Origin of the sequence: Bartonella sp. ML70XJBT (assembly GCF_028618425.1) — a bacterium.
In the GTDB taxonomy this organism is placed as follows: domain Bacteria; phylum Pseudomonadota; class Alphaproteobacteria; order Rhizobiales; family Rhizobiaceae; genus Bartonella.
Window position 1 is genome coordinate 23,078 of the sequence record NZ_JAQISX010000004.1, and the last position, 25,584, is coordinate 48,661.

A 25,584-nucleotide genomic window follows, 5' to 3' on the forward strand; every position below is an offset into this window, starting at 1 on the left:
GTTTATAAATTTTTCTTCAAAATTTGAACGGTACATTATCTCAACCTTTTCTCTAATCAATTATTTTTTTAGCAGTTCTCCACGCTATTTTGCACTTTCATTGAGAGAATTTATCATAAAATATATTAATTTCTTTCTTAAATATTTTGTATCTATACGCTAATTCCAATTTTAACACACAGGAAAATGATTTTTCATCATTCTTATTCAAAGTTTAAGGTAAAAAAATCTTACTCTATTTTGAGCTCTTATTTACGATGTAAAAAGATGTGGTATGATTGTAAATCAATGTCTTGCCTTTAATTCTCGCCACTTGCGAACATTCATATTATGTTCTTCTAAGGTGCGAGAGAAAACATGCCCTCCTGAACCATCAGCAACAAAATAAAGCGCATCACTGCTTGGTGGATGTGCTACCGCCTTTAATGAATCGCGACCTGGATTGGCAATAGCGGTTGGAGGCAAACCATTAATTTTATAAGTATTATAGGGTGTTTCCTTCTCAAGATCTGAACGGTAAATTGCACGACCCGATGGCTTTCCTTTTCCTCCAAAGAGACCATAAATAACCGTTGGATCCGATTGAAGACGCATGTGCTTTGCAAGGCGGTTATAAAATACTGCAGCAACCATTGGTCTCTCTGCTGCAACTCCGGTTTCTTTCTCAACAATTGAAGCCAATATAACAAATTCATCAATTGATTTAATAGGTAAATCAGGTGAACGCGTAGCCCATATCGCATGAATTAATTTCTTCTGTCCTTCACGCAATCTGTTTATAATTTCTTTCCGCGTTGTCCCCCGAATAAAACGAACAGTATCGGTCATTAAATAGCCCTCTGGAGGCAAAACTTTTGGAAGGTCTCCAATCAAAATTTCATTTGCCGCTAATCGATCGAAAACTTGCTGAACCGTTAAACCTTCTGGTACTGTAAATGTATACTCAATGGATTTTCCTTTCACAAGAATATCCATAATATCGTGCATGGAAGCATGGGCTGGAATTAAATATTCACCAGCCTTTAGGTGACTTGTATTTTTGTGATAACCAACCCCATAAACAAAAATATCTGATGATCGAATAAAACCACGTTTTTCTAACAATGAAGCAATTTCACGAATTCCTGTTCCCGGATGGATAAGAAGAACTTGTCCTTCCTCAATTTTTCCCTTTTCTTCAAAAATACTTTTTCCGATATAAAGAGGAATACTTATGCCGAAAAGAATAATCACAATCAGCATGAGGAAAAAATGACCAAGAATAACCAAAGGATTACGGACGGTAGACGATTTCTTTTGTTTACTATGTATTAACATACCACAACTATCTGCTCAACGATTTGAAGAGGGATCGTTCTCGTCCTTTAATGATGTTCCATTTTTCACATCGGACATAATCCCTCAATAGCGATTAAGGACAATATTATAATTCCCCATACACCTTATAATAAAGGTTAAAATTCAAAAGCAGAAATTAAATGAAAATACTCATTATCCCCTAAAACGTCGCATCACCAACGATGCATTTGTCCCGCCAAATCCAAAAGAATTGGAAAGAATCGTATCAATCTTTCGTTCACGTGGTTTGTGCGGAACAAGATCGATTTTTGTTTCAATCGATGGATTGTCAAGATTAAGCGTCGCTGGTGCTATATTATCTCGTATGGCTAAAACACAAAAAATAGCCTCAGCAGCACCAGCTGCACCAAGCAAATGCCCAATAGAAGATTTCGTTGATGACATAGAAACTTGTGGTGCATAATTCCCTAAAACACGTTCAACAGCTGCTAGCTCTATGGAATCAGCCATCGTTGATGTACCATGGGCGTTAATATAATCAAGTTCACTCTCATTCACTTGTGCTCGCTTAAGAGCGGCCATCATACTCCGCTGAGCCCCCTCACCACTTTCTGAAGGCGCTGTAATGTGGTAAGCGTCACCCGATAAACCATAACCGATAACCTCAGCATAAATACGCGCTCCTCGTTTTTTAGCATGTTCCAGCTCTTCTAAAACAACAACTGCCGCTCCCTCCCCCATCACAAAACCATCACGATCAGCATCATACGGACGTGAAGCCCGTTCAGGTTCATCATTGCGACAAGTAGAAAGAGCTCTACAAGCAGAAAAACCTGCAAGAGATATCCGATTTATCGGAGATTCGGTCCCCCCTGCCACCATGACATCTGCATCACCGAACATAATCAAACGCGCTGCATCACCGATCGCATGAGCCCCTGTCGAACAAGCTGTCACAACCGAATGATTAGGTCCTCGTAAACCATATTGAATAGACACATAACCAGAAGCAAGATTAATCAAACGACCTGGAATAAAAAAGGGAGAAACACGGCGCGGTCCTTTATCACGAAGCGTATAACCTGCTTCAACAATGCCCTCAATCCCTCCAATTCCCGAACCAATTAATACTCCTGTACAAATCTGGTCTTCATCACTCTTAGGAAACCATTCAGCATCTGTAAGTGCTTGGTTAGCAGCAGCCATTGCATAAATAATAAATGCATCAACTTTTCTTTGCTCTTTAGGTTCCATATATAAATCAGCATTATAGGTCCCCTCTGTTCCATCGCCTAAGGGGATACGCGCTGCAATCTGGCATGGCAAATCGGACACATCAAATTCAGTAATACGCCGAACACCACTTCTCCCTTCAAGAAGCCGTTTCCAACTATATTCAATATTACCAGCCAGCGGCGATACCAATCCTAAACCAGTAACAACAACACGTCTCATAACTTCTAACCTTGGACTAAACTTCAGCTCTCAAAGCTCTCTCTTCAAAAGAACTCCGAAGAATACAGGCAAAAGCAATAAATGCCTTTGCCCTTTAATCATCATGCAGAAGCTTTATCAATGAACTTGACTGCATCACCAACTGTGAAAATCGTTTCAGCAGCTTCATCTGGAATTTCTACACCAAATTCTTCTTCAAAAGCCATAACGAGCTCAACCGTATCAAGGCTATCAGCTCCTAGATCATCGATAAAGCTTGCATTTTCTACGACTTTATCAGCATTAACCCCAAGATGTTCCACAATAATTTTCTTAACGCGCTCTACTGTATCACTCATGTTGAAATCCTCGAATTTATATTTTCCTATAATTTGGTTAACTATATCGGCTCATCTAATCAAGCAATAGATGTATTCCTTTAAAAGATTTTAGCAATGATTTAAAACATCCTGTGGATATCCCCTACAAAATGAACCAGTATGACATTCCGACATCAATTGATCAATGACCATGTTAAAGAAATAATGCATTTTTCCATTTCAATCGTTACTATCTAAAATAATACAGCCTATAAATCAATGTGGAATACAAGAAAACATTTAAATCATCGCCATCCCACCATTAATATGGAGCGTTTGACCTGTCATATAGGCCGCTTCATCGCTCGCTAGATAAACAGCAGCTGTGGCTATTTCTTGCCCGCTCCCCATACGCTTCATTGGAATCGCAGACATAATGGATTCTTTTTGCTTTTCATTAAGCTTATCTGTCATAGCGGATTTAATAAATCCTGGAGCAATACAATTGACCGTAATGTTTCGTGAAGCAATTTCTTGTGCCAATGCTTTAGAAAAACCTATCAAACCTGCTTTTGCAGCACAATAATTCGTTTGCCCAGGATTTCCAACAACACCAACAACAGATGTAATATTAATAATTCTTCCATAACGACGACGCATCATAAAATGCACTAATTCACGCGTCAAAAGAGAAGCCGCTGTTAGGTTAACTTCTAAGACGTCATCCCAGTCTTTATCTTGCATACGCACAAAAAGACCATCCTTAGTGATTCCCGCATTGTTAACCAAAATATCAACACCATCCATTTCTTTTTCTGCAATTTCAGCCAATTGTTTAATCGATTGACGTTCAGAAAGATTAGCGGGGAACACAAAAACATTCTGTCCTAATTCTGCTGCAACTCCTTTAAGCTTGTCTTCACGTGTTCCATGAAGTCCAACAATGGCCCCTCGTGCATGGAAACAACGTGCAATTGCCTCACCAATTCCTCCTGATGCCCCCGTTACAAGAGCTTTACGTCCTGTTAATCTAAACATTTTTTTAAACTCCTTCATAGATTAAACGCCAAGCATTCTTAGCGCTGATTCTATTTCATCAACTGTTTCAATCTTTATCCCCTTTATATCCTTGTTAATACGACGCGTTAAACCTGTTAATACTTTTCCAGAACCAACTTCAAAAAGCGTATCAACCCCATGAGAACCGATCCATTCTATTGTTTCACGCCACCGCACCCTCCCTGTTACTTGTTGAATAAGAAGAGTAGCAATACGCTCAGGATCACTTTCTGGTGCAACAGAAACATTAGCAATCAAAGGAATAATAGGGGCTACTTTGTTAACAGTCAAAAGCGCTTTCTTCATGGCATCCGCAGCAGACTGCATTAAAGACGAATGAAAAGGTGCAGAAACCGGAAGAAGCAGTGCACGTTTTGCACCTTTTGTTGATGCAATCTCTACCGCTGTCTCAACGGCTTTTACTTCACCTGAAATAACAATTTGCCCACCACCATTATCATTGGCAATTTGGCATAGTCCTTCTCCAGAAACAGTTTCACAAATTTCTTCTACCACGTGCTCTTCCAAACCAATAAGTGCTGCCATAGCGCCTTCACCAACTGGAACAGCGGCCTGCATAGCATTGCCACGAATGCGCAAAAGCCTTGCCGTATCTGTAAGACTGAATGTACCAGCAGCACAAAGAGCTGAATATTCGCCTAAAGAATGACCAGCAACAAACTTTATCTTTTCTTCTATACGAAGCCCTAATTGTTCCATAACACGAATGACAGCCATGGATACAGCCATTAATGCGGGTTGTGCATTGGCTGTTAACGTTAAAACATCTGCTGGTCCTTCAAAAATGATCTTTGATAATTTCTCACCCAAAGCATCATCAACTTCCTCAAAAACCATCTGCGCTGAAATAAATTCTTCTGTAAGCGCCTTCCCCATCCCAACAAGTTGACTCCCTTGCCCTGGAAAAATAAAAGCTGCACCCATTCATCGACTCCTAAAATTGTGCCATTAATTTTTTTTCTTTTGACCTTATTCATCCGCAAAAAGTCAAGATAAAGTGCTTTATTTAGAATGAATATCTCTCTTCAAATTATATTTTAAGGGTGGCATTTGATATAAAAACTTGGGGAAATATGGGGCTATAAACTGAATAACCCCCAGACTTATGAAACCTCCTAAAATTGTACCTGCTAAAATATCAAAGGGATAATGTACCCCCACAAAGATGCGTGCCCAACAGATCAAGCATAAAAACAACACAGCAAATTTAAAAGTACCTTTGTATCGGTAAAAATAAAAGCTTGCTGTATAAGATGCAATGGTCAAGGCATGATTACTAGGAAAAGAAGCTGTTGCACGATGTTTAATCAGCGGTGTCGTCAACCCCACAACGAATGGGCGTGGATGAAAATAAATGAGAGAAATAAGATAACCTATAAAAAGAGCTATGCAAATACTCATACAAATGCTTAACACGACACATCTTTCCCTTTCCCCACCACAAAACCACAGCACAAAAAGATGAAGGGGAATAACGTAAATTAAAAACTTTGCACAAAAAATACTCAACAAAACTAAAATTGACCAAGACTGATGATTGCCAACAAACATCTTAAAGAGCGTAACATCAATCTGGTTTAAAAAATCCATTTTTCTCTCCTTATCTGTATGTACAGTATTACCTCTTTGTGGAAGAGGGAAATATATTGGAAATATATCAAGATTTAATAAATCTATTTTTTTATGTGTATAAACTTGCTATTTAAGAAAATAACCTGTAGATATGAGGTGTTCGTTGCCGGCATTTAGCTGGAGGTTGAATGGAGGGCTGTGAGATATCAGTAGGAAATATAATGTTTCCGGCCTCCCGTGTCTCCGCTCTGAGATGTCTCAAGTTGTAAACGCGTCCTTTCTTCTTTGGATTTTCCAAAAAGGCAAGTCGCAGAGGCTTTGCGCTAAAACCGGCAGGATTTAATTGAAGAAAGGCAAAATAATGACTCTTTATGAACATATGTTCCTTGCCCGACAAGATATTGCACCGCAGCAAGTTGATGAACTTTTGAGCCTTTACAAAGGTGTCATTGAAATGCACGGTGGAAAAGTTGGGCGTGTAGAAAATTGGGGACTTCGTCCTCTTGCTTATCGTATTCGTAAAAACCGTAAGGCTTATTATGTCTTAGTCAATATTGATGCACCAGCTAAAGCAGTTGCTGAAATGGAGCGTCAGATGCGAATCAATGAAGATATTTTGCGCTATATGACCATTCGTGTAGAAAAACACGAAAAAGAAAAGTCTGCGATGCTTTCACACCTTGATCGCAATACACACATTGGTCATGCTGAAGAGCGTTCTCGTTCCTCACGTCATCAACGTGAAAACTCTATAGAAGAGGTAGAATGATGACTGATACAAATCAAAACTCTGCACGTCGTCCTTTTCATCGTCGTCGTAAAACGTGTCCTTTTTCAGGAGCTAATGCGCCTAAAATTGATTATAAAGATATCAAATTGTTACAGCGTTATATTTCTGAGCGTGGAAAAATTGTTCCTTCACGGATTACGGCTGTTAGTCAGAAAAAACAGCGTGAATTAGCTAATGCTATCAAACGCGCTCGCTTTTTAGGCTTACTACCATACGTTATAAAGTAAACAATCAAGACATTCTAGCAACTAGAGAAACTCTCTAGTTGCTTTTCTTGTATGATTTAGAAAAATAGCTTATTGTATCCTATATTAAGCTATTGAATATTAAAGTTGAGGTATCAACATGCCTCTAACTGCAGAAAGCAGGACAGCAATAAATGAAAAAAAATCGTACGTATGAGATATTGACCGGAGTTTTGGCTGGACTGTTTGCTGTTGTGATAGGAATGGCAATTATTAGTGTTGCTAATATCGCTCCCTTTTTTTCTTTTCTTCTTGGTTGCTTTTTTTCATTGCCAATTTTTATTGTTGCGTTCAGTCAAGGAACATTTGCCAGCTTCGTTGCCTTAATAAGTGCGACTGTTGTTCTTTTCATTGCCACGGATATCTACATTGCTCTTGGGCTTATGCTGTTATTTTTTCTTCCTGCTGTTTATGCCTCTTGGCTTATTGGATTGGCACGACCAGCGCAAAAAGAAAACACATTAATATGGTATCCATTATCATCCGTTATTTTTCATTTAACCAACTTTATTGCTCTTATAGTCACCTTCATTGTACTCTGTGTGAAAACCAGTCCAAATACCCCTCTCATTGCAAAAAAAGTCATTGAAAACATCGCACAAGCTCTACAACAATTGCCGTCATTACAAGAAGCTAATATGCTTAATTTTAGTGAATTTTTAATGGCACATGCTGCAACTTTAGCAGCTATCTCTCTGGCAATTTATAGTTTGATTTTCCTCATTGGTAATCTTTATTTTTCAATGATAACAGCCCAATATATGAAGTGGCTGAAAAGGCCTCGAGATGACTGGAGCAGAACTCTTCGCCTTCCAATTTCTGGAATTGTTATTTTCATCCTCACTTCTATCGCATCAATGACTGAATTGAACAATTCTCTTAATTTGGGTACACTTGTCTTTAGCTCTGCCTATACTGTCATCATATCAATTAGTGGTCTAGCCTATCTTCATAATATTACAAAAGGAGTCAACGGTCGGGTTATTATACTTTCTTTTGTTTATATTGCTATTTTGACTGTTGTTTTTTTCCCACCTATTTCTTTCATGATACTTTTGATGGGCATTTGGGCTTCTATTCAATACAACTTTCAATCACACAAAAAACTTCCCTAAATTTATTTATTCGAAAGGAAAAACTATGGATATTATTCTACTTGAGCGCATTCCTCGTCTTGGTCAGATGGGTGATATTGTCTCAGTGAAAAATGGTTATGCACGTAATTTTCTCTTACCTCAAGGTAAAGCTTTACGCGCAAATGAAGCGAATAAAAAACACTTTGAGATCCAACGCGCACAACTTGAAGCACGTAATCTTGAACGCAAAAGCGAAGCACAAAAAATCGCTGAAAAACTTGATGGTCAATCATTTATTGCTGTTCGTTCTGCTGGTGAAACAGGACAACTTTATGGATCTGTGTCAACGCGTGATATTGCTGAAATCATAACAGATGAAGGATTCTCTATTGGTCGAAATCAAATTGAACTTAATCATCCAATAAAAATGATTGGTCTTCATACGGTTACTCTTAACCTCCATCCTGAAGTTCAAATTTCTGTAGTTATTAACGTTGCACGTTCTACCAGTGAAGCACAACGCCAAGCAGAAGGTGAAATGCTTACTTCTTCTGAAGAGATATATAATATTCAAGAAGAAATATTAGAAGAAAATCAGGAAGAATTGTTGGCAGAAGCAATTAATGACAACAATATAACCAATTTTCATCAAGAAGCTTAATTGCTCCTTTTGCTTTCTATTTTATATCTTTTATTCCATTTAAAATATTGGTCATAAAATACTCATGCTTTTAAACTGGGTATTTTATGGCTATTATATATAAAGAATCTAATTTTTATGAAAAATTAGAAATATATCATGTAAGCACATTCCATACCAGAAATGATAACAGCAATAAGGAGAAATACTTTTGCTTCTTCAGTATAAAAGCAAAAAATAATTTAAAGCTCCACTCTTAAGAGTGAATTTTGTATGAACGGTAAATTAATGATATCCTTACGTGATCTGATTTCAATTATAAAATGCCATTCCACTTATATCGGTATTAGAATTTTAAGATCACATAACTTCAAAATACTTAAATTTAGAGTACCGAAACTTCCACTTAAAAAATCACATATTATAAAAATAGAACATACGAAATGGGTGTTATATTAATAATACACAAATGATAAATGAACCATTAGAAGAGGGTTTTTAAAAATTATAGATTTTAACTTAAAATGAAGCTTTGTAGCTCTATTCTTTTAATATACGATTTTAAATTTATCACCAAAGTCGCTAGACTTGGAATTTCAGTAGGAAAATATTATGGAAGAAACTAGCGTTGTTAATATCAGCTCTTCAAAAAAAGAAGATTCTTCTTCTTTTCGGCAACTTCCACATAATATTGAAGCTGAACAAGCATTACTTGGTGCCATCTTTATCAACAATGATTCTCTCGACCGCGTTTCGGACTTTCTAAAACCAGAACATTTTTTTGAACCATTGCATCAAAAAATTTATGCTGTTTTATCTCACCTTATAAAAATAGGTAAACGTGTAGATCCGGTTACGATCAAGCCCTATATCCAAATGGAAGAGAAAATTGGAGATATTACTGTATACCAGTATGTTGTTCGCTTGGCCAAAGAGGCAGTCACTATTATTAACGCTGAGGATTATGGACGCGTTATTTACGACCTTTTTATTCGTCGTTCTTTGATTAACCTTGGAACTCAGGTTGTTAATACCGCCTTTGATGCTCCTGTAGAGCTTACGCCTACCCAACAAATCGAAACTGTTGAAAATCAGTTATTTGAGCTTGCAGAAAAAGGGAAATATGGAGGTGGATTCGAAAATTTTAATGAGGCTATCAAAAAAGCTATCGATATGGCAAGTGCAGCGAAACAGCGCTCTTCACAATTATCGGGGATAGCTACCCATATTAAAACACTTGATGAAAAAATGGGAGGGTTACAAGCATCTGACTTAATTATTCTTGCGGGACGTCCTGGTATGGGGAAAACCTCACTAGCAACCAATATTGCCTTTAATATTGCTAATGCTTATAATCATAATAGTAATAACCAAGAAAATGAGGGCGGTATTGTAGGATTCTTCTCCCTTGAAATGTCATCCGAACAGCTTGCAACACGTATTATTTCTGAACAAACAGAAGTTTCTTCTTCTGATATTCGACGGGGGAACATTTCAGATGAACAATTTGCAAAAATCATTCGTGCGGTAAACCAACTCCAAAAGGCCCCCCTTTATATTGATCAAACTGGGGGAATATCAATTACGCAACTGGCAGCTCGCGCACGACGTCTCAAGCGACAACATGGTTTAGACGTCTTGTTTATTGATTATATCCAACTCATGACAAGCAGTTCAAAACGTTCATCAGAAAATCGTGTTCAAGAGATCACAGAAATTACCACAGGATTAAAAGCATTAGCGAAAGAATTGAATGTTCCTATTATCGCTTTGTCACAACTTTCGCGTCAAGTTGAAAATAGAACAGACAAACGTCCACAACTCTCTGACTTACGTGAATCTGGTTCTATCGAGCAAGATGCCGACATCGTTCTATTTGTTTATCGTGAAGAATATTATTTCAAAAATGAAGAACCCAAATTGGGCACTCTTGAACATACAAAATGGCAAGATGAAATGGATAAAATTATGGGGAAAGCTGATGTCATTGTTGCAAAACAACGTCACGGACCAACAGGAATCGTATCCCTTGCCTTTCAATCTGACTTTACACGCTTTAGTGATCTGGCAGATACCAATTATCTTCCAGAACAAATTGGCTAAATTACCATGGTACGCAACCGTATTCAATTTATCTGTCAACATTGTGGAACCGTCCATTCCCGTTGGGCAGGAAAATGTAGTGCCTGTGGAGAATGGAATTCCCTTATTGAAGAAAATATAAATGGCGGCATAGGAAGTGGTCCTAAGCAGAATACGCGTAAAGGACGCATCGTCACACTCACATCTCTTTCTGGAGATATCCAAGATGCTCCACGTATTCATTCAGGTATCGCTGAACTTGATCGTGTTACCGGTGGGGGTTTTGTCCGTGGCTCAGCACTCCTTGTTGGTGGTGATCCAGGTATTGGAAAATCAACATTGCTGACACAAACAGCTGCTGCTTTATCACGCAAAGGACATCATGTTATCTATGTCTCAGGTGAAGAGGCTATTGCGCAAATTTGTCTGCGCGCACAAAGGCTTGGTGCTCATAATACAGAGGTGAAACTTGCTGCTGAAACCAATGTTGAAGATATTCTTGCAACCTTAAGCGAGCATAAAAACCTTGATATGGTGATTATCGATTCGATTCAAACCTTATGGTCAGATTCAGCAGATTCAGCACCCGGCACTGTCACACAAGTCCGTATTGGTGCTCAGGCTATGATACGCTTTGCTAAGAAAACAGGGGCCGCTGTTGTTCTTGTTGGTCATGTGACAAAAGATGGGCAAATTGCCGGCCCGCGGGTCGTTGAACATATGGTTGATGGTGTTCTCTATTTTGAGGGTGAAGGAGGACATCATTATCGCATTCTTAGAACTGTAAAAAATCGCTTCGGACCAACAGATGAAATTGGTGTTTTTGAAATGTCTGATAAAGGATTACGCGAAGTGATAAATCCATCTGAATTGTTTTTAGGAGAACGCAATGAAAAAGCTCCAGGCGCAGCTGTTTTCGCCGGCATGGAAGGAACTCGCCCGATACTCGTGGAAATTCAAGCACTTGTTGCTCCCTCTTCCCTTGGAACACCACGACGTGCGGTTGTCGGATGGGATGGAAATCGTCTTTCTATGATTCTTGCCGTTTTAGAAGCCCATTGTGGCATTCGTTTTGGACAGCATGATGTCTATCTGAACGTGGCAGGTGGATATCGTATATCAGAACCCGCTGCTGATTTAGCTGTAGCCGCTGCTTTGGTCTCTTCTCTTGCCAATATCCCTTTGCCAACGGATTATGTATATTTTGGTGAAGTCAGTCTTTCAGGAGCTACTCGCGCTGTTGCACATTCAGCACAACGCATCAATGAAGCAAAAAAACTCGGTTTTCAGGGGGCGTTTCATCCCACGACAACAACCGAAATGATGCAGTCGCTCAATTTTCAACAAAAAACTTTCTCTGACCTTCCCGAACTTGTTGCCACTCTTACCGCAAGTAAAAAATGGTCTACACCACAGGCAGGATAATATAGAAAAAACGCTATAAAATACAAAATATCCTTGCTATAAGAATAAAAAATGACCTAACTAAAATATATTTGCACACAGATTTAAAGAACACAACTTTATGTATAAGGAACAAACAAATGATCATAACAATCCTTGATGGAATTGTCTTAGTAATCATCCTGTTGTCCGCTTTTCTTGCTATGCTTCGAGGTTTTTCACGTGAAGTGTTATCGTTGATTTCTTGGGCAATCGCAGCTGTTACGACACTGTTTTTATTCAAACCTGTCTTGCCTTTCTTTGAACAATATTTTTCTAATAAAATGATCGCATTGATCACAACATTGGTCACAATTTTTATTATTGTTCTCATTATTACTTCAATTATTACAATGAAGATCTCCGATTTTATTATTGATAGTCGAATTGGTATCCTTGACCGTACTGTTGGTTTTATTTTTGGAGCACTTCGCGGTTTACTGATTATGGTCATCGGTATGTTGCTGATTAATGCACTTATTAAACCCGAGCACCAAGCAGACTGGTTAAAAAACGCCAAAACAAGGCCTATTTTAGATTCACTGGGACAAAAAGTTTGGGAAATACTCCCAAAAGATCTTGGATCTGTTCTCGAAAAGGCAGAAAATTTGTTTAAAGACAGCGATAAACATACAAATAAGCAACACCCTCATGAAAAAATACTTCTCAAAAATGGAGAATAGCTTTTCATAAGAAAAGAGAACTAAATGATGTAAAATGTGATGCGGATGATTTCTCTCTATCACAAATGAAAGGATATGATGATAAAAAGCGATATTTCTTGTCAAAAATTTTCATTAGATGATGATACCCTTCATGAAGAATGCGGGGTTTTTGGCATTCTTGGGCATGAAGATGCAGCAACATTAACCGCTCTTGGACTCCACGCACTTCAGCATCGTGGGCAAGAAGCGGCTGGTATTGTTTCTTACCATAATAAAATGTTTCATCAAGAAAAGCATTTAGGTCTTGTTGGTGATCACTATACAAACCCTGCAACGCTTGCGCGTTTACCAGGAAATCGTGCTATTGGACATACCCGTTATTCAACAACTGGAGAAGTGGCATTACGCAACGTTCAACCCCTTTTTGCTGAATTGAAAGTTGGAGGTATTGCTATTGCGCATAATGGGAATCTTACCAATGGTCTTACATTGCGCCGTAAACTCATCGCTTCTGGTGCTATCTGTCAATCAACGTCAGATTCAGAAGTGTTTCTCCATCTTATTGCCCGCTCACGTTATGAATCTTCCTCTGATCGTTTTGTTGATGCGATTCGGCAAGTAGAAGGGGGATATGCTATGTTAGCACTCACACGGACAAAGCTTATTGCAGCACGCGACCCAACTGGAATTAGGCCTCTCGTGATGGGAGAACTTGATGGTAAGCCTATCTTTTGTTCTGAAACTTGCGCCCTTGATATTATTGGAGCAAAATATGTCCGTGATGTTAAAAATGGAGAAATCATCATATGTGAAATACAAAAAAATGGGGAAATTACGAAAAAAATTATACAATCAGAAAATGCAAAACCAGAAAAACTTTGCTTATTTGAATATGTTTATTTTTCTCGTCCGGACTCAGTCGTTGGAGGGCGTAGTGTTTATACAACACGCAAAAATATGGGAATCCGTTTAGCGCAGGAAGCCCCTTGTGAGGGTGATGTTGTGGTTCCGGTTCCAGATGGTGGAACACCTGCCGCAATTGGCTATGCACAAGAAATTGGAATTCCCTTCGAGCTTGGTATTATTCGCAATCACTATGTTGGCCGCACTTTTATCGAACCAACACAACAAATTCGCGCTTTTGGCGTCAAGTTAAAACATTCGGCAAACCGTCCTGTGATTGAAGGAAAACGTGTTATTCTGATTGATGACTCTATTGTACGAGGAACAACCTCCCTTAAAATTGTACGAATGCTTCGCGATGCAGGAGCAAAGGAAGTTCATATGCGCGTCTCTAGCCCTATGATTTTCTATCCTGACTTTTATGGTATTGATACACCTAAAGCTGAAAGCCTTTTAGCAAATCAATATCCAGATTTAAAATCTATGTGCAATTTTATTGGAGCTGACTCTTTAGAATTTCTTTCAACGGACGGATTATATCTCGCTGTAGCAGGGGAAAAACGAAATAACGCCGATCCACAATTTACTGACCATTATTTTACTGGATATTATCCTACGCACCTGGTTGATCAAGAAAATCTCTCCAAAATTCATCAATCATCTGTTCTTAAAACAAGAGATTAATGATGACAAAACATGACTTTAGTCTCCATGGGCGCGTTGCGCTTGTTACTGGTGCATCAAGAGGGATTGGCTATTATTTAGCACTCGAGCTTGCTGCACGCGGGGCTCATATTATTGCTCTTGCACGAACAGTTAGCGGACTTACTGAATTGGATAATCAAATCCGAGAAAAAGGGGCTCTTGCTACCCTCGTTCCGCTCGATTTACATCATATGGAAAACATTGATGCTCTCGCACTCTCTATTGCTAATCGCTGGAAAAAACTAGATATTGTCGTTGCAAATGCAGGAATTCTTGGAACACTCTCACCAATAGCGCATACAGAAAACACGATCTTTGAAAATGTCTTTCAAATAAATCTTTTTAGCCAATGGCGCTTAATAAAAGCCGTTGAGCCTTTATTACGTGAATCTGATGCTGGACGTGCTATCCTGTTATCTTCAAGCGTTGCACATGTTGCACGCCCGTTCTGGGGAGCTTATGCTGCCTCTAAAGCAGCTTTAGAAATGATTGCCCGCTGTTGGGCAGAAGAACTCAAACAAACCCCTATCAAGATTAATTGTGTCAACCCTGGAGCCACACGCACTGCCATGCGTGCTGAAGCTATGCCTGGTGAAGATCCTCAAACGCTCCCCTCACCACAAGAGGTTGCAAAAAAAACAGTCCATTTGCTGTCACCTGATTTAAAGGAAACTGGAAAACTCTTTAATGTCCGTGAAAATCGGTTTGTGGATTATTATGCTCCTCATTGATCATCATCTGAAATGTAAATAGACGAATCTCTTTCTTTCCTGCACTTCTCAACAAAGGAATAAAGCAGTTTATGATTCTTGAATAGCTTTTTTAGCATCAACCTTTTTTTCTTCTAAAGCAGCCCGTTTATTATAAGCGATAAAACTACAGGGGAGAAAAATCATATAGCTAATAGCCGTAATCAATAAAGTTTTCCATGTGTAAGTTGCAAGAAAACCGACATAAATAACGATGATCAACATGCAAGGTATAACGATATCACGCCTCAAGTTTTGATCAATTGTCTTTGCATTCCACACTGGTAAACGACTAATCAAAAGAAAAGCAATAATAACTGTATAAAGACTAAAAAACAATGCCCACCCCCAATTGGGGACCAAACCAAGAGCACCTAAATAGGTAGGCAATAAAAGGAGTAACGCCCCTGCAGGTGCAGGAACACCAACAAAATAACTTTTCTGCCATTGTGGGATATCAGCATTATCCAACATCACATTAAAACGCGCTAATCGCAAACAACAAGCAACACAATAAACAAGAGCTGCAACCCAACCAATGTGGTGTGCTTGATTCAAAATAAAGGAATAAACAATAAGCGCGGGGGTAACACCAAAATTGACAATATCAGCAAGAGAATCCATCTGTGCCCCGAAAGATGAACTACCATCTATTAAACGCGCAATGCGACCATCAGCACCATCGAGAACTGCAGCCAAAAGTACCATTAAAATAGCAGCTTCATAGCGATTCTCAAAAGCCAAGCGGATACTGCTCATCCCAGCGCAAATTGCCAAAATAGTAATGATATTGGGAATAACATAGCGCATTGATGTAGGTGAGCGTCGCCGATTTGCAGTATCATCATGCTGCCCCTCAGGATTGAATGAAGAAAATGGCGAAAAATTTTTCATTGTGTAGCCCTAATCGTATCTGAAGTCCGTTGTGGCACTCTTATCATCAAAAGACCCTAAAACTGTCTCTCCAGCAATTGCTGTCTGCCCAACAGCAACACGCAATTTCACTTCAGTTGGTATATAAATATCAAGGCGAGAACCAAAACGAATCAACCCGAATCGCTCTCCCGTGATAACAGCATCATTTTCTTTTGACCAACAAACAATCCGACGGGCAAACAGCCCCGCTATTTGTACGATAGCAATTTTACCATGCTTGCTTTCAATGACCATCCCATTCCGCTCATTAAACTGACTAGCCTTATCAAACTCCGCATTGGTAAACCGACCTGGATGATAAACAATAGACTCTACTGTACCACTGATAGGAATACGGTTGATATGGCATGAAAAAACGTCCATAAAAATAGAAATACGGACCATTTCATCTTTCCCTAAGCCTAATTCTTCAGGTGGCACACATGATTCTACAAATGAAATACGCCCATCTGCAGGTGAGATAACCCAATTGGGATTTAAAGGGATCACACGATCTGGATCACGAAAAAAGTATATACACCACACCGTAAGAACAAGACCACACCAAAACAACGGACTCCATATCCAACCAAGAATGAGCGAAATAACAAAAAATGCTACAATAAAAGGATAGCCTTCTTTATGAATTGAGACAAAGCTATTGTGGACAGATTGTAGAATACTCATATCATTTCCTATTCGTCGTAAACTTAAACAAGCAATAAATCTTTTTGTTCCTCTTGCTTTTATGTATTTAATCAATCGCTCCATATAAAGATATAGATTACATTTTGCCCACCTTATTTTTTACGACTAACAATACCCGTCTCGTCTTGTTCACGCATTTTACGTAATTTTTCTTCAGCTTGCGATGCTTCAAGCTGCTTATTCCACATTGAAGCATATAAACCTTTCTTTCGTAAGAGCTCTGTATGCGTGCCATTTTCAATAATACGACCACTTTTAAGAACTAAAATTTCATCAGCATTGATAACCGTAGAAAGACGATGTGCAATAATCAATGTTGTGCGTCCACGGCTTACAATATCCAATGCTTGTTGAATTTCCTGTTCCGTTGCCGTATCAAGAGCTGCTGTTGCTTCATCTAGAATAAGAAGTGGGGGGGCTTTTAAGAGTGTCCGTGCAATAGCCACACGTTGTTTTTCACCCCCCGATAATTTGAGACCACGCTCCCCTACCATAGACTGAAAACCTTCCGGTAATATCTCAATAAATTTTGATATTTGTGCCATTTCAGCGGCTTTGTGCATCTCTTCATCTGTCGCACTTGGGCGCCCATAGCGAATATTATAGGCAATTGTATCATTAAATAACACCGTATCTTGTGGGACCATGCCGATCGCTTCACGCAAACTTTTTTGTGTTATGTCACGAATATCTTGCCCGTCAATTGTGATAGAGCCTGCATCAACATCATAAAACCGAAAAAGTAATCGAGAAATGGTTGATTTACCTGCACCCGATAGACCGACAATGGCAACTGTTTTTCCTCCAGGAACTTCAAAATCAATATCTCTGAGAATCTGACGCGTCGAATCATAAGAAAACTTTACCTGATGAAAACGAATGGTCCCATTGTTTATCTCTAACGGTTTAGCATCCGATTTATCAACGATCTCCTGCTGGACATCTAAAAGATCGAACATCGCTTCAATATCCGTTAAACCTTGTCGAACATCACGATAAATTGAGCCAATAAAATTCAGTGGAATGGAAAGTTGCATTAAAAGGGCATTAATAAAAACAAAATCCCCTAAAGTTTGTGTCTTATAAAAGACTTCATAAGCTGACATCAGCATCATGATCGTCATTCCAATACCAAAGATAAGAGCCTGACCAAAATTAAGCCAGCTTAATGATGTCCAAATCTTTGTGGCGGCTTTTTCATAACCTGCCATAGAACTATCAAAACGATCGGCTTCTAGAGTTTCATTGCCAAAGTATTTGACCGTTTCAAAATTTAAAAGAGAATCAACCGCGCGCGTATTTGCCTCAGTATCTGCCATATTCATTTGTTGCCGAATACGAATACGCCAATTACTCGCCTTAATGGTAAAAAAGGTATATAAAAAAACCGTCGCAACAACAATGAGAAGATAATGCCATCCGTAATTGATGTAAAATACAAGGGCGGTTAATATAAACTCTAAAATTGTCGGTACGGTATTGAGAATTGAAAACCTTACGATCGCTTCAATTCCTTTTGTCCCACGCTCAATCACGCGAGAAAGCCCACCAGTTCGGCGCTCTAAATGAAATCGTAAAGATAACTCATGAATATGTACAAAGGTTTTATAAGCTAATTGGCGAATAGCGTGTTGACCAACAGTTGCAAAAAGGGAATCGCGCAATTGATTTAACCCAGCCTGCATAATACGGGCGATATTGTACGCCAAAACAAGCATGATAGGAATAATCCAACTAGATGGAAACCATTCAGGGAGCTGAAAGTTTGTATCAAGCAAATTCGTAGAATATTTAAAGAAATACGGTACAGATATAAGAACGAGCTTGGACAAAATAAGATAAAATACGGCCCATAGTACACGTATTTTTAGATCACGCCGGTCCGCCGGCCACATATAAGGCCATAAATTGTAAAGTGTGTGCAGAGTTTTCCCTGTATCAGATGACACAGTTTTTGTCATTTCATTACGTTTCATAAAGCCCTTACTTCTCTATCATCCACACGAAAAAGGCAAAACACCCCCCCCTGTGGTTGTTTATAAGTTTCTTACACTTTTCAATAAGCTACCTATTCATTGTTTGAGGTTAGACTTTTTTTGAAAAAGGAACAAGAAATAATCCACGATACAGTTTATTATTTTGATCTGTATTCTCATACCATTCTGCTGCAAATAAATTTTCAACTTTTATATGCTTTTTTTTCAATTCTTCCTGAAGCCACTTTTTTGTTTTACCAATCTCTTTAAGACCATCATCAATAACTTCACCGTTTTCTACGACAATTGTCGATTTCTTCCCCTCTTCCTTTTTAATAACAGTACAATCACCATTGGTTTCCAAACGCACAAAAGCAGCTTCATGTAAGTGACACCCTTTAAGACGTAACATCGCAATAAGATCATTAACATTGATCCTTAAGTTTTTAATCTTATCCATTTGAAAGACCCCATCTAAAACCAATGTGACATTCCGCCCTGCAATAAGGTGGCGAAAAAAAACTGAATAGCGTGCCAAAAAATTAAAAGAGGTAATCAAGGCTTGCCAAATCAGCAAAACAAGCAATAATTGAGTGCTGCTAATATTCTGATTATAAATGACTCCTCCAATAATACCTCCCATAACAAAATTGCTGACCAGATCAACGGGTGTCATCTGACTAAGGCTTCCACGACCCGTCGTTCTTAAAATAAATAGGAAGGCAACAAGACCCACAGCCAGCTTAAGCACGATATATCCATAGTGATATAAAAATTCCATCATATTCTCCCTTTAATTTATGAGAACTGCTGGAATAGAGAAATTATAATCGTTTTATTTCCCACACGGTTATGCGCTCACCACTTTGCGGATCCTTACTATCTTTTAAGAGAACCCCTTTAGCTGCAAGCTCATCACGAATTGTATCCGCAGCTTCCCACTCTTTATTATGGATAAGCCGCAATCTTTCGGCAATGCGCTGATCAATAAATTTTGAATCAAGAGACGTTTTTTTTATAAATAATGGACAGTTTATTTTTTTAATCCATTCTTGTCGTAATAGTCCTAATATATTCATGCCATGTGCAAGAGCTAAAACATCTTCTGTTTTATAAAATTTTCGCAAAAGAGTAAATGCTTTTGGCGTATTAAGATCATCACTAAGGGCATCTATCAAACTATCATCAATCACTTCATTGTTTTCCATCATACTCTTTTTACTGCGAAGCAATTCATACCAACGATACAATTCACTGCTCGATTGCATTAAACGCTGCGCTGTCCAATTTAATGGTTCACGATAATGCGTTTGAAGCATCGAAAAACGTGCAGACAAACCCGCCCAATCTTCTTTCATTTCATCGGCTAAAACAGCGTTAAATTCTAAAAAATTATTCTCTAAAACTGAACGAATGGTTATGAAGTTGCCAAAGCTTTTCGACATCTTTTTGCCTTCAACTTGTAAAAAGCCGTTATGCATCCAAAAGTTAGCCATTCGCTCCGTCCCAAAAGCTGAACAACTTTGTGCAATCTCATTTTCATGGTGAGGAAAAATTAAATCAAGTCCACCTCCATGAATATCAAAAATATTCGCAGTCGGATCATCACAAGTTAAACCACCACCATAAGGCGCTAATAACTTTGCCATTGACATTGCTGAACATTCAATATGCCAACCTGGACGACCTAAAACAGGAATTCCGGCCGGCGACTCCCAGCCTGGCTCTCCTTCCAGAGAAGGTTTCCATAAAACAAAATCCATCTCCTCCCTTTTATAAGCAGCAATATCGATACGCGCCCCAGCCCTCATTTCATCTAAAGAACGATTTGCAAATGCCCCATAATGGGGTGGATTTTTTATGCTCTTTATAGAAAATAATATATGATTTTCCGCTTTATAAGCGTGACCCTTTTCAAGCAATCTTTCGATGAGCGCGCGCATCTCCTCTAAATGTTCGGTTGCACGTGGCTGGCTGGTTGGCAATAGACAACCAAGTGCTATTGTATCTTGTTGAAACTGAGAATATGTGCGTTCTGTTAATTGACGAATAGCATCATTCAGTGATGCGTTTGGATATTCACAAGCGGCGCGTGCATTAATTTTATCATCGACATCTGTAATATTACGTGCATAGAGAACATGATCTTTGCCATAAACATGACGCAATAAGCGAAATAAAACATCAAAAACAATGACAGGGCGTGCATTTCCTATATGCGCATAATCATAAACTGTTGGACCACAAACATAAAGACGTACTTTTGTCGGATCTATTGGTATAAAATTTTCTTTTTTACGTGTCAGCGTATTATAAAATCGCAACTCTTTCATCATTATACTCCGTAAACGATATTACGCATCGTTCTTTTAGATGTCTCTTCTCTCAAATGATCACATTATGCGGTTTAGACTAAAGCTTTCACCTTATCATCAATTCTTCTTACCTTAAGGTTATTGAGGCTATTTCTATCATTTATCATAAAAATAATTTCTTTTATTTGATTAGACAAAAGCATTCTACAGATAGAGAGCTTTTCTCTTCTTGAAAGAAAAAAGTTTAGAAAAAATTCCATAGGCAATAGAATATTTATATGAAAAATAGATTACAGGAAGAAAATCTTAAAACTTTAACCCCGTAAAGCTTCATCAGTATTTTCAATATTTCACAATGGGTTCCTTATTATCTCCTACGCCCTATATTTCACCATTAATTATTGAGAATAATGTAGCAATTAATCTTATTTTTTAAACATCGTTCTCGTGACACAATTGTTTTTAAAAGAAAGCAATCAAAATAATGCGTAATAAATTGAAAAAAATCATTCTTTTAATATTTCTTGTCATTTCGATGCCAACCTTTTCACAACAATCTCCACCTTATGAGAAAAAATTACTTCGCCTCGCGGAAATTTTGGGATCCCTGCATTTTCTCCAAAATCTTTGTGAGCCTCCAACAAACCAAGTGCCAATAAATCAATGGTATGACTATATGAACGCACTCATTGAAGCAGAACACCCCATTCCACAAAGACGTGCTTATTTTTATGAGGCATTTAATGAAGCGTATCGCGCTTTCTCAGAAAATTATCATCATTGTACCCAAGCAGCCATTGAAGCCAATCAAAGATATATTAAAGAAGGAAGAGCTTTATCTGAAAATCTTCTCATGCATTATAACAACTAACCCGTATAAAAAGCATCTCCTTGTCAGTTAAGTGATATCAATAGTGCCCTCTTCACAAATGAATAGAGCAATAAGTTATCTTCTCGAAAATAAAGAAACTTCTGAAGAACAATGCCTCGATGTGCCTATATTCTTATGAGCAGCTTTTCCCGTATCACTCTTTGGCTTCTTCTCCACACCTCAAAGGACGAACATTCTTAAAAACCTAGTTTGTAAATAGTCCAAGTTCTATTGAATTTCACTTGGCTTCCCACTCATGTAACAAGCCTAAAAATATTCACCACACATAAAAAAAACTTATGTGTTAAGGAAGCTGATGTACCTTCTCCTTAAATGATAGTATTTTGTGGCATAATAGGATAAAATTTATGCTGTTTACACCAAAGTTTCTATAAATTTAACAGGCTCTCCTTGTGAAGGCGTGACAATTTCACCTTCCCACATAACGCGCATACCACGGATAATAGTTCCGACAGGCCAGCCTTTAACCTTTTGACCATCATAAGGTGTCCAACCGGCACGCGAACCAATTAAACTATTCATCATCACTTCTTCTCGTTTAAGATCAATAATAGTCAAATCAGCATCATATCCAACAGCAAGACGTCCTTTACAGCTTATACCAAAAATACGGCTAGGGCCATGTGAAGTGAGATCAACAAAACGCTCCAGAGATATTTTTCCTGCATTCACATGTGTTAACATAATGGCTGCCGTTGTTTGCACTCCTGTCATTCCTGAAGGTGAAGAGGGATAAGATTGAAGCTTGTCTTCAAGGGTATGAGGCGCATGATCTGAGCCTAAAACATCAATAATCCCCTGTTGAACACCGTACCAAAGAGCTTCACGGTGGCGCGATTCACGAATAGGTGGATTCATCTGAATTAATGTGCCAAACTGCTTATAATCATCAGCCGTGAGAGTCAAATGGTGGTGTGTCACTTCAATTGTTGCAACATCTTTATGTTTTTTGAGAAAATCAATTTCTTCTTCTGTCGAAAGATGTAACACATGAATGCGCGCTTTTGTCTGATGGGCAATTTTTACCAAACGCTGCGTACATTTTAACGCCGCAACCTCATCACGCCAAATCGGATGTGAGGACGCATCTCCTTCAATACGTAGTATTTTACGTTCTTTGAGTCTTTCCTCATCTTCAGAATGAAAAGCTGCACGACGGCGTGTATTTTTTAAAATAAGGCGTACACTTTCATCATCATCAACCAAAAGATCACCGGTAGAAGATCCCATAAAGACTTTAATTCCAGCCGCACCAGGAAGTCTTTCTAATTCAGAAAGTTCATGAGCATTTTCACGCGTTCCTCCAACCCAAAATGCAAAGTCACAATGCATACGATGAAATCCGCGCTTAACCTTATCTCTTAATGTTTCTTCTGATGTTGTCAATGGATGGGTATTAGGCATTTCAAACACTGCTGTAACCCCCCCTAACACAGCAGAATATGAGCCACTTTCCAAATCTTCTTTATATTCATTACCAGGCTCACGAAAATGCACTTGACTATCAATAATTCCCGGCAAAATATGAAGCCCCGTACAATCAATCACCTCACCAGCTGAGGCGCATGTAAGGTCGCCAATTTCAGCAATACGGCCATTTGTAACACCAATATCACGCTTGCTTTTTCCATCATGATTCACAAGTGTTGCACCTTTAAAAATTGTATCAAATGTTTTAAACATAGCCACGCTCCTTACATATTGCTCACTTATCGATTATGTAACTTTGAGCAGAAAGGCAAGAACCATGATTGAAAAACAAAATGCCATTTGCTTAAAAAACCGAAAAATTATTCAAATTACAGGCGAAGAAGCAACAGATTTTCTGCAATCCCTAATCACAACAGATGTAAAAAAAATAAGTCCCCAAGAACTTTTCCCTGGAGCCCTCTTATCCCCACAAGGAAAGGTCCTTGCTGATTTTCTTATCGGTAAAAGAGAGAATAGTTATTTTATTGATATTGTAATGTCTTTGGCCGATACACTCTACAAGCATCTGTTGCTCTATAAACTGCGTAAAAAAGTAGAAATTATACAACCATTACAAGGGCTTGTTATCGTTTCTTGGAAAAATGAATCAAATACTTTAAGTTTTGATTCAAATTTTGTTGATAAACGCTTTCCAAAAAAAGAAAAAATAATACGAATCTATAGCAAAGTTCCTTTTTGGGCTTCAGAAAATTATGACATATGGAATCAATTGCGAATTCGTTATGCAATTGCAGAAAGTGATCAAGACTATGAAATCGGCAAAGTCTTTCCTCATGATATTAATTACGATCAAATTAATGGATTGGCATTCAATAAAGGGTGTTATATTGGACAAGAAGTTGTTTCACGAATGCACCACCGCCATGCAGCACGCCGCCGTATTTTGATTGTAAAAGGCCAATGTGACCTCCCCCCTCAATCAAGCATTGAAGCAGGAACAAAAGTTCTTGGCCGCTTGGGAACATCTGTTGCAAATGAGGCTCTCGCTTTAATGCGTATTGACCATGTCAAAGATGCTATGGATCATAACATTCCCTTTACTGTAAAAAATATTCCTGTCACTATAAGCATTGCTGAAAATATGAATTTTACCTTTTCTGAAAATACGATAGAAAATACGCATGGCTAAAGCTGAATTATTAAAAAGTGGAGAAGCTCGCGCTTGGCAAAGAATGCTCTCTGGACGCAGACTTGATCTTCTTAATCCTTCTCCTTTTGATATTGAAATTGAAGATATTGCCCATGGGCTTGCTCGTGTAGCACGTTGGAATGGACAAACACGAGGAGAGCATGCCTATTCTGTTGCACAACATTCACTTTTGGTTGAACAAATATTTCAAAAACTTTTTCCGCAATCGCTGAAGTATGAGTGTCTCTGTGCTCTTCTTCATGATGCACCAGAATATGTCATCGGCGATATAATTTCACCCTTTAAAGCTGTCATAGGAAAACACTATGAACGCATTGAAAAGCGTATCCAAGATGCGATTCACATGCGATTTTCTCTTCCCGTTGATCTTTCTCAAAAACTTTTAAAAAAAATCAAACAAGCTGACCGTATTGCTGCATATCACGAAGCAATCACACTTGCTGGATTTAATACAGAAGAAGCCCTTCGCTATTTTGGCTCTCCCAATAATATTTTACCCGATGATCTTAATTTATACCCCTCCTCTACACAACAAGTTGAAAACGTATTTTTAGCGCGCTTTAATGACTTAGATACCCAAAAATTATAGACTCTCTTTGTATTGTTGATTTCTTGTCATTATAGACTTACTGATTTATAATAATAATGTGTTTTTTTTCATATTAAATAAGTCCCACCTAATATGGTAAGATTCACTCATTTCAAATCTGTTTATACTAAATTATTTGCTTACACACCATAATCAGAGAAAGCCGTGGGGATAAAACTTACATAATAAGACTAAAAATACCGCTTATGAAAGCCTCTCAAGTCGTAAGTACTCGTCAGCAACATTGGAAGTTGGCAAAGTGTGTGGTGACTCCTACTTTTTTATGAAGCGTAAAGATACTAATGCTTTATAAACTTATAGAGTTCCTAGAAGCCTTCTTGCATTATACCATTCACGAGTGCCGTTGCAAAATAGAATTAGATGTCTAAATATTTCTTTAAAAAAGTATGTAAATTAGCACCCCGATAGCATTCTGTTTTGCATAACTCTCCCTTTAAAACCACGAAAAAAACCATCGCTAAAATTGCATACAAAAATATATGAAATAGTGTACATTCATTATAAAAATAAACAAATGTGCCCTT

Annotated in this window: 23 protein-coding genes and 1 pseudogene; 12 read left to right on the plus strand and 12 right to left on the minus strand. The window is 38.3% G+C overall.

Going from position 1 to position 25,584, the window contains the following annotated elements:
• Positions 1–285: 285 nt before the first annotated feature.
• From mltG to PVV65_RS02860, 6 genes and pseudogenes are all read right to left on the minus strand, one after another.
• Positions 286–1,395, minus strand: a pseudogene (gene mltG, locus PVV65_RS02835) (endolytic transglycosylase MltG).
• Between the two features lie 96 nt (positions 1,396–1,491).
• Positions 1,492–2,754 carry a beta-ketoacyl-ACP synthase II gene (gene fabF / locus PVV65_RS02840; RefSeq protein WP_273789141.1) on the minus strand — a complete coding sequence of 421 codons (1,263 nt, stop codon included), beginning with the start codon at positions 2,752–2,754 and terminating at the stop codon, positions 1,492–1,494.
• Positions 2,755–2,855: 101 nt separating this feature from the next.
• Positions 2,856–3,092 carry an acyl carrier protein gene (locus PVV65_RS02845; RefSeq protein ID WP_004860281.1) on the minus strand — a complete coding sequence of 79 codons (237 nt, stop codon included), beginning with the start codon at positions 3,090–3,092 and terminating at the stop codon, positions 2,856–2,858.
• Positions 3,093–3,353: 261 nt separating this feature from the next.
• Entirely contained in the window at positions 3,354–4,091 is a 738-nt protein-coding gene (gene fabG, locus PVV65_RS02850) for a 3-oxoacyl-[acyl-carrier-protein] reductase (protein ID WP_273754375.1), read from the minus strand.
• A 21-nt stretch (positions 4,092–4,112) separates the two neighbouring features.
• Positions 4,113–5,057: an ACP S-malonyltransferase gene (gene fabD / locus PVV65_RS02855; RefSeq protein ID WP_273789142.1), complete on the minus strand. Its 945-nt coding sequence runs from the start codon at positions 5,055–5,057 to the stop codon at positions 4,113–4,115.
• 78 nt (positions 5,058–5,135) lie between these two features.
• Positions 5,136–5,723, minus strand: coding sequence for an undecaprenyl-diphosphatase (locus PVV65_RS02860; RefSeq protein ID WP_273789143.1), 588 nt, complete (start codon positions 5,721–5,723; stop codon positions 5,136–5,138).
• Positions 5,724–6,066: 343 nt separating this feature from the next.
• On the opposite strand from PVV65_RS02860, the gene rpsF reads away from it, so the two are divergent.
• The 9 genes from rpsF (at position 6,067) to PVV65_RS02905 (ending at position 14,985) form a co-directional block, all read left to right on the plus strand.
• Positions 6,067–6,474 (plus strand): 30S ribosomal protein S6, encoded by a 408-nt coding sequence (gene rpsF / locus PVV65_RS02865; protein WP_273789144.1) that lies wholly within the window; start codon positions 6,067–6,069, stop codon positions 6,472–6,474.
• A complete protein-coding gene (rpsR, locus tag PVV65_RS02870; RefSeq protein ID WP_005773744.1) occupies positions 6,474–6,722 on the plus strand; it encodes a 30S ribosomal protein S18 in 249 nt (82 codons plus the stop codon). The genes rpsF and rpsR overlap by 1 nt, the downstream gene beginning before the upstream one ends.
• A 152-nt stretch (positions 6,723–6,874) precedes the next feature.
• The gene (locus PVV65_RS02875) at positions 6,875–7,855 is read left to right on the plus strand and encodes a hypothetical protein (RefSeq protein ID WP_273789145.1); all 981 of its coding nucleotides are present in this window, start codon (positions 6,875–6,877) and stop codon (positions 7,853–7,855) included.
• Between the two features lie 25 nt (positions 7,856–7,880).
• Positions 7,881–8,477, plus strand: a complete 597-nt coding sequence (rplI, locus tag PVV65_RS02880) for a 50S ribosomal protein L9 (RefSeq protein WP_273789146.1) — start codon at positions 7,881–7,883, stop codon at positions 8,475–8,477.
• Positions 8,478–9,068: 591 nt separating this feature from the next.
• Entirely contained in the window at positions 9,069–10,559 is a 1,491-nt protein-coding gene (locus tag PVV65_RS02885; RefSeq protein WP_273754381.1) for a replicative DNA helicase, read from the plus strand.
• A 6-nt stretch (positions 10,560–10,565) separates the two neighbouring features.
• Complete coding sequence (gene radA, locus PVV65_RS02890) at positions 10,566–11,963, plus strand: DNA repair protein RadA (protein WP_273789147.1); 1,398 nt, start codon at positions 10,566–10,568, stop codon at positions 11,961–11,963.
• Positions 11,964–12,082: 119 nt separating this feature from the next.
• Entirely contained in the window at positions 12,083–12,664 is a 582-nt protein-coding gene (locus PVV65_RS02895) for a CvpA family protein (RefSeq protein ID WP_273789148.1), read from the plus strand.
• 78 nt (positions 12,665–12,742) lie between these two features.
• Positions 12,743–14,233: an amidophosphoribosyltransferase gene (gene purF, locus PVV65_RS02900; protein WP_273789214.1), complete on the plus strand. Its 1,491-nt coding sequence runs from the start codon at positions 12,743–12,745 to the stop codon at positions 14,231–14,233.
• A 2-nt stretch (positions 14,234–14,235) separates the two neighbouring features.
• The gene (locus PVV65_RS02905; protein ID WP_273789215.1) at positions 14,236–14,985 is read left to right on the plus strand and encodes an SDR family NAD(P)-dependent oxidoreductase; all 750 of its coding nucleotides are present in this window, start codon (positions 14,236–14,238) and stop codon (positions 14,983–14,985) included.
• Between the two features lie 69 nt (positions 14,986–15,054).
• On the opposite strand, the gene pssA is transcribed toward PVV65_RS02905, so the two are convergent.
• The 5 genes from pssA to cysS form a co-directional block, all read right to left on the minus strand.
• On the minus strand, positions 15,055–15,897 hold the full coding sequence (pssA, locus tag PVV65_RS02910; protein ID WP_273754385.1) for a CDP-diacylglycerol--serine O-phosphatidyltransferase: 843 nt from the start codon (positions 15,895–15,897) through the stop codon (positions 15,055–15,057).
• Between the two features lie 9 nt (positions 15,898–15,906).
• Positions 15,907–16,605, minus strand: coding sequence for a phosphatidylserine decarboxylase (locus tag PVV65_RS02915; protein ID WP_273789149.1), 699 nt, complete (start codon positions 16,603–16,605; stop codon positions 15,907–15,909).
• A 113-nt stretch (positions 16,606–16,718) separates the two neighbouring features.
• Positions 16,719–18,602, minus strand: coding sequence for an ABC transporter ATP-binding protein/permease (locus tag PVV65_RS02920; protein ID WP_273789150.1), 1,884 nt, complete (start codon positions 18,600–18,602; stop codon positions 16,719–16,721).
• Positions 18,603–18,711: 109 nt separating this feature from the next.
• A complete protein-coding gene (locus PVV65_RS02925; RefSeq protein WP_273754389.1) occupies positions 18,712–19,383 on the minus strand; it encodes a DUF421 domain-containing protein in 672 nt (223 codons plus the stop codon).
• A gap of 43 nt (positions 19,384–19,426) precedes the next feature.
• On the minus strand, positions 19,427–20,935 hold the full coding sequence (cysS, locus tag PVV65_RS02930; RefSeq protein ID WP_273754522.1) for a cysteine--tRNA ligase: 1,509 nt from the start codon (positions 20,933–20,935) through the stop codon (positions 19,427–19,429).
• Positions 20,936–21,401: 466 nt separating this feature from the next.
• Here cysS and PVV65_RS02935 point away from each other — a divergent pair, with 466 nt between their 5' ends.
• Complete coding sequence (locus PVV65_RS02935; RefSeq protein ID WP_273789151.1) at positions 21,402–21,788, plus strand: TIGR02301 family protein; 387 nt, start codon at positions 21,402–21,404, stop codon at positions 21,786–21,788.
• Positions 21,789–22,163: 375 nt separating this feature from the next.
• On the opposite strand, the gene PVV65_RS02940 is transcribed toward PVV65_RS02935, so the two are convergent.
• Entirely contained in the window at positions 22,164–23,492 is a 1,329-nt protein-coding gene (locus tag PVV65_RS02940; protein ID WP_273789152.1) for a dihydroorotase, read from the minus strand.
• A 64-nt stretch (positions 23,493–23,556) separates the two neighbouring features.
• On the opposite strand from PVV65_RS02940, the gene PVV65_RS02945 reads away from it, so the two are divergent.
• Both PVV65_RS02945 and PVV65_RS02950 read left to right on the plus strand, forming a co-directional pair.
• The gene (locus PVV65_RS02945; protein WP_273789153.1) at positions 23,557–24,429 is read left to right on the plus strand and encodes a folate-binding protein YgfZ; all 873 of its coding nucleotides are present in this window, start codon (positions 23,557–23,559) and stop codon (positions 24,427–24,429) included.
• Positions 24,422–25,039 carry an HD family hydrolase gene (locus PVV65_RS02950; protein WP_273789154.1) on the plus strand — a complete coding sequence of 206 codons (618 nt, stop codon included), beginning with the start codon at positions 24,422–24,424 and terminating at the stop codon, positions 25,037–25,039. The genes PVV65_RS02945 and PVV65_RS02950 overlap by 8 nt, the downstream gene beginning before the upstream one ends.
• Positions 25,040–25,584: the final 545 nt, after the last annotated feature.

Bases quoted from the DNA above. Each gene is read 5' to 3' on its own strand.
- fabD (WP_273789142.1), bottom strand. From the start codon at position 5,057: ATGGGTGCAGCTTTTATTTTTCCAGGGCAAGGGAGTCAACTTGTTGGG.
- rpsR (WP_005773744.1), top strand. From the start codon at position 6,474: ATGACTGATACAAATCAAAACTCTGCACGTCGTCCTTTTCATCGTCGT.
- rpsF (WP_273789144.1), top strand. From the start codon at position 6,067: ATGACTCTTTATGAACATATGTTCCTTGCCCGACAAGATATTGCACCG.
- cysS (WP_273754522.1), bottom strand. From the start codon at position 20,935: ATGAAAGAGTTGCGATTTTATAATACGCTGACACGTAAAAAAGAAAAT.
- PVV65_RS02950 (WP_273789154.1), top strand. From the start codon at position 24,422: ATGGCTAAAGCTGAATTATTAAAAAGTGGAGAAGCTCGCGCTTGGCAA.
- radA (WP_273789147.1), top strand. From the start codon at position 10,566: ATGGTACGCAACCGTATTCAATTTATCTGTCAACATTGTGGAACCGTC.
- PVV65_RS02935 (WP_273789151.1), top strand. From the start codon at position 21,402: ATGCGTAATAAATTGAAAAAAATCATTCTTTTAATATTTCTTGTCATT.
- PVV65_RS02920 (WP_273789150.1), bottom strand. From the start codon at position 18,602: ATGAAACGTAATGAAATGACAAAAACTGTGTCATCTGATACAGGGAAA.
- PVV65_RS02845 (WP_004860281.1), bottom strand. From the start codon at position 3,092: ATGAGTGATACAGTAGAGCGCGTTAAGAAAATTATTGTGGAACATCTT.
- PVV65_RS02940 (WP_273789152.1), bottom strand. From the start codon at position 23,492: ATGTTTAAAACATTTGATACAATTTTTAAAGGTGCAACACTTGTGAAT.
- PVV65_RS02895 (WP_273789148.1), top strand. From the start codon at position 12,083: ATGATCATAACAATCCTTGATGGAATTGTCTTAGTAATCATCCTGTTG.
- PVV65_RS02875 (WP_273789145.1), top strand. From the start codon at position 6,875: ATGAAAAAAAATCGTACGTATGAGATATTGACCGGAGTTTTGGCTGGA.
- purF (WP_273789214.1), top strand. From the start codon at position 12,743: ATGATAAAAAGCGATATTTCTTGTCAAAAATTTTCATTAGATGATGAT.
- fabG (WP_273754375.1), bottom strand. From the start codon at position 4,091: ATGTTTAGATTAACAGGACGTAAAGCTCTTGTAACGGGGGCATCAGGA.
- PVV65_RS02915 (WP_273789149.1), bottom strand. From the start codon at position 16,605: ATGAGTATTCTACAATCTGTCCACAATAGCTTTGTCTCAATTCATAAA.
- PVV65_RS02885 (WP_273754381.1), top strand. From the start codon at position 9,069: ATGGAAGAAACTAGCGTTGTTAATATCAGCTCTTCAAAAAAAGAAGAT.
- PVV65_RS02945 (WP_273789153.1), top strand. From the start codon at position 23,557: ATGATTGAAAAACAAAATGCCATTTGCTTAAAAAACCGAAAAATTATT.
- pssA (WP_273754385.1), bottom strand. From the start codon at position 15,897: ATGAAAAATTTTTCGCCATTTTCTTCATTCAATCCTGAGGGGCAGCAT.
- PVV65_RS02860 (WP_273789143.1), bottom strand. From the start codon at position 5,723: ATGGATTTTTTAAACCAGATTGATGTTACGCTCTTTAAGATGTTTGTT.
- fabF (WP_273789141.1), bottom strand. From the start codon at position 2,754: ATGAGACGTGTTGTTGTTACTGGTTTAGGATTGGTATCGCCGCTGGCT.
- rplI (WP_273789146.1), top strand. From the start codon at position 7,881: ATGGATATTATTCTACTTGAGCGCATTCCTCGTCTTGGTCAGATGGGT.
- PVV65_RS02905 (WP_273789215.1), top strand. From the start codon at position 14,236: ATGACAAAACATGACTTTAGTCTCCATGGGCGCGTTGCGCTTGTTACT.
- PVV65_RS02925 (WP_273754389.1), bottom strand. From the start codon at position 19,383: ATGGAATTTTTATATCACTATGGATATATCGTGCTTAAGCTGGCTGTG.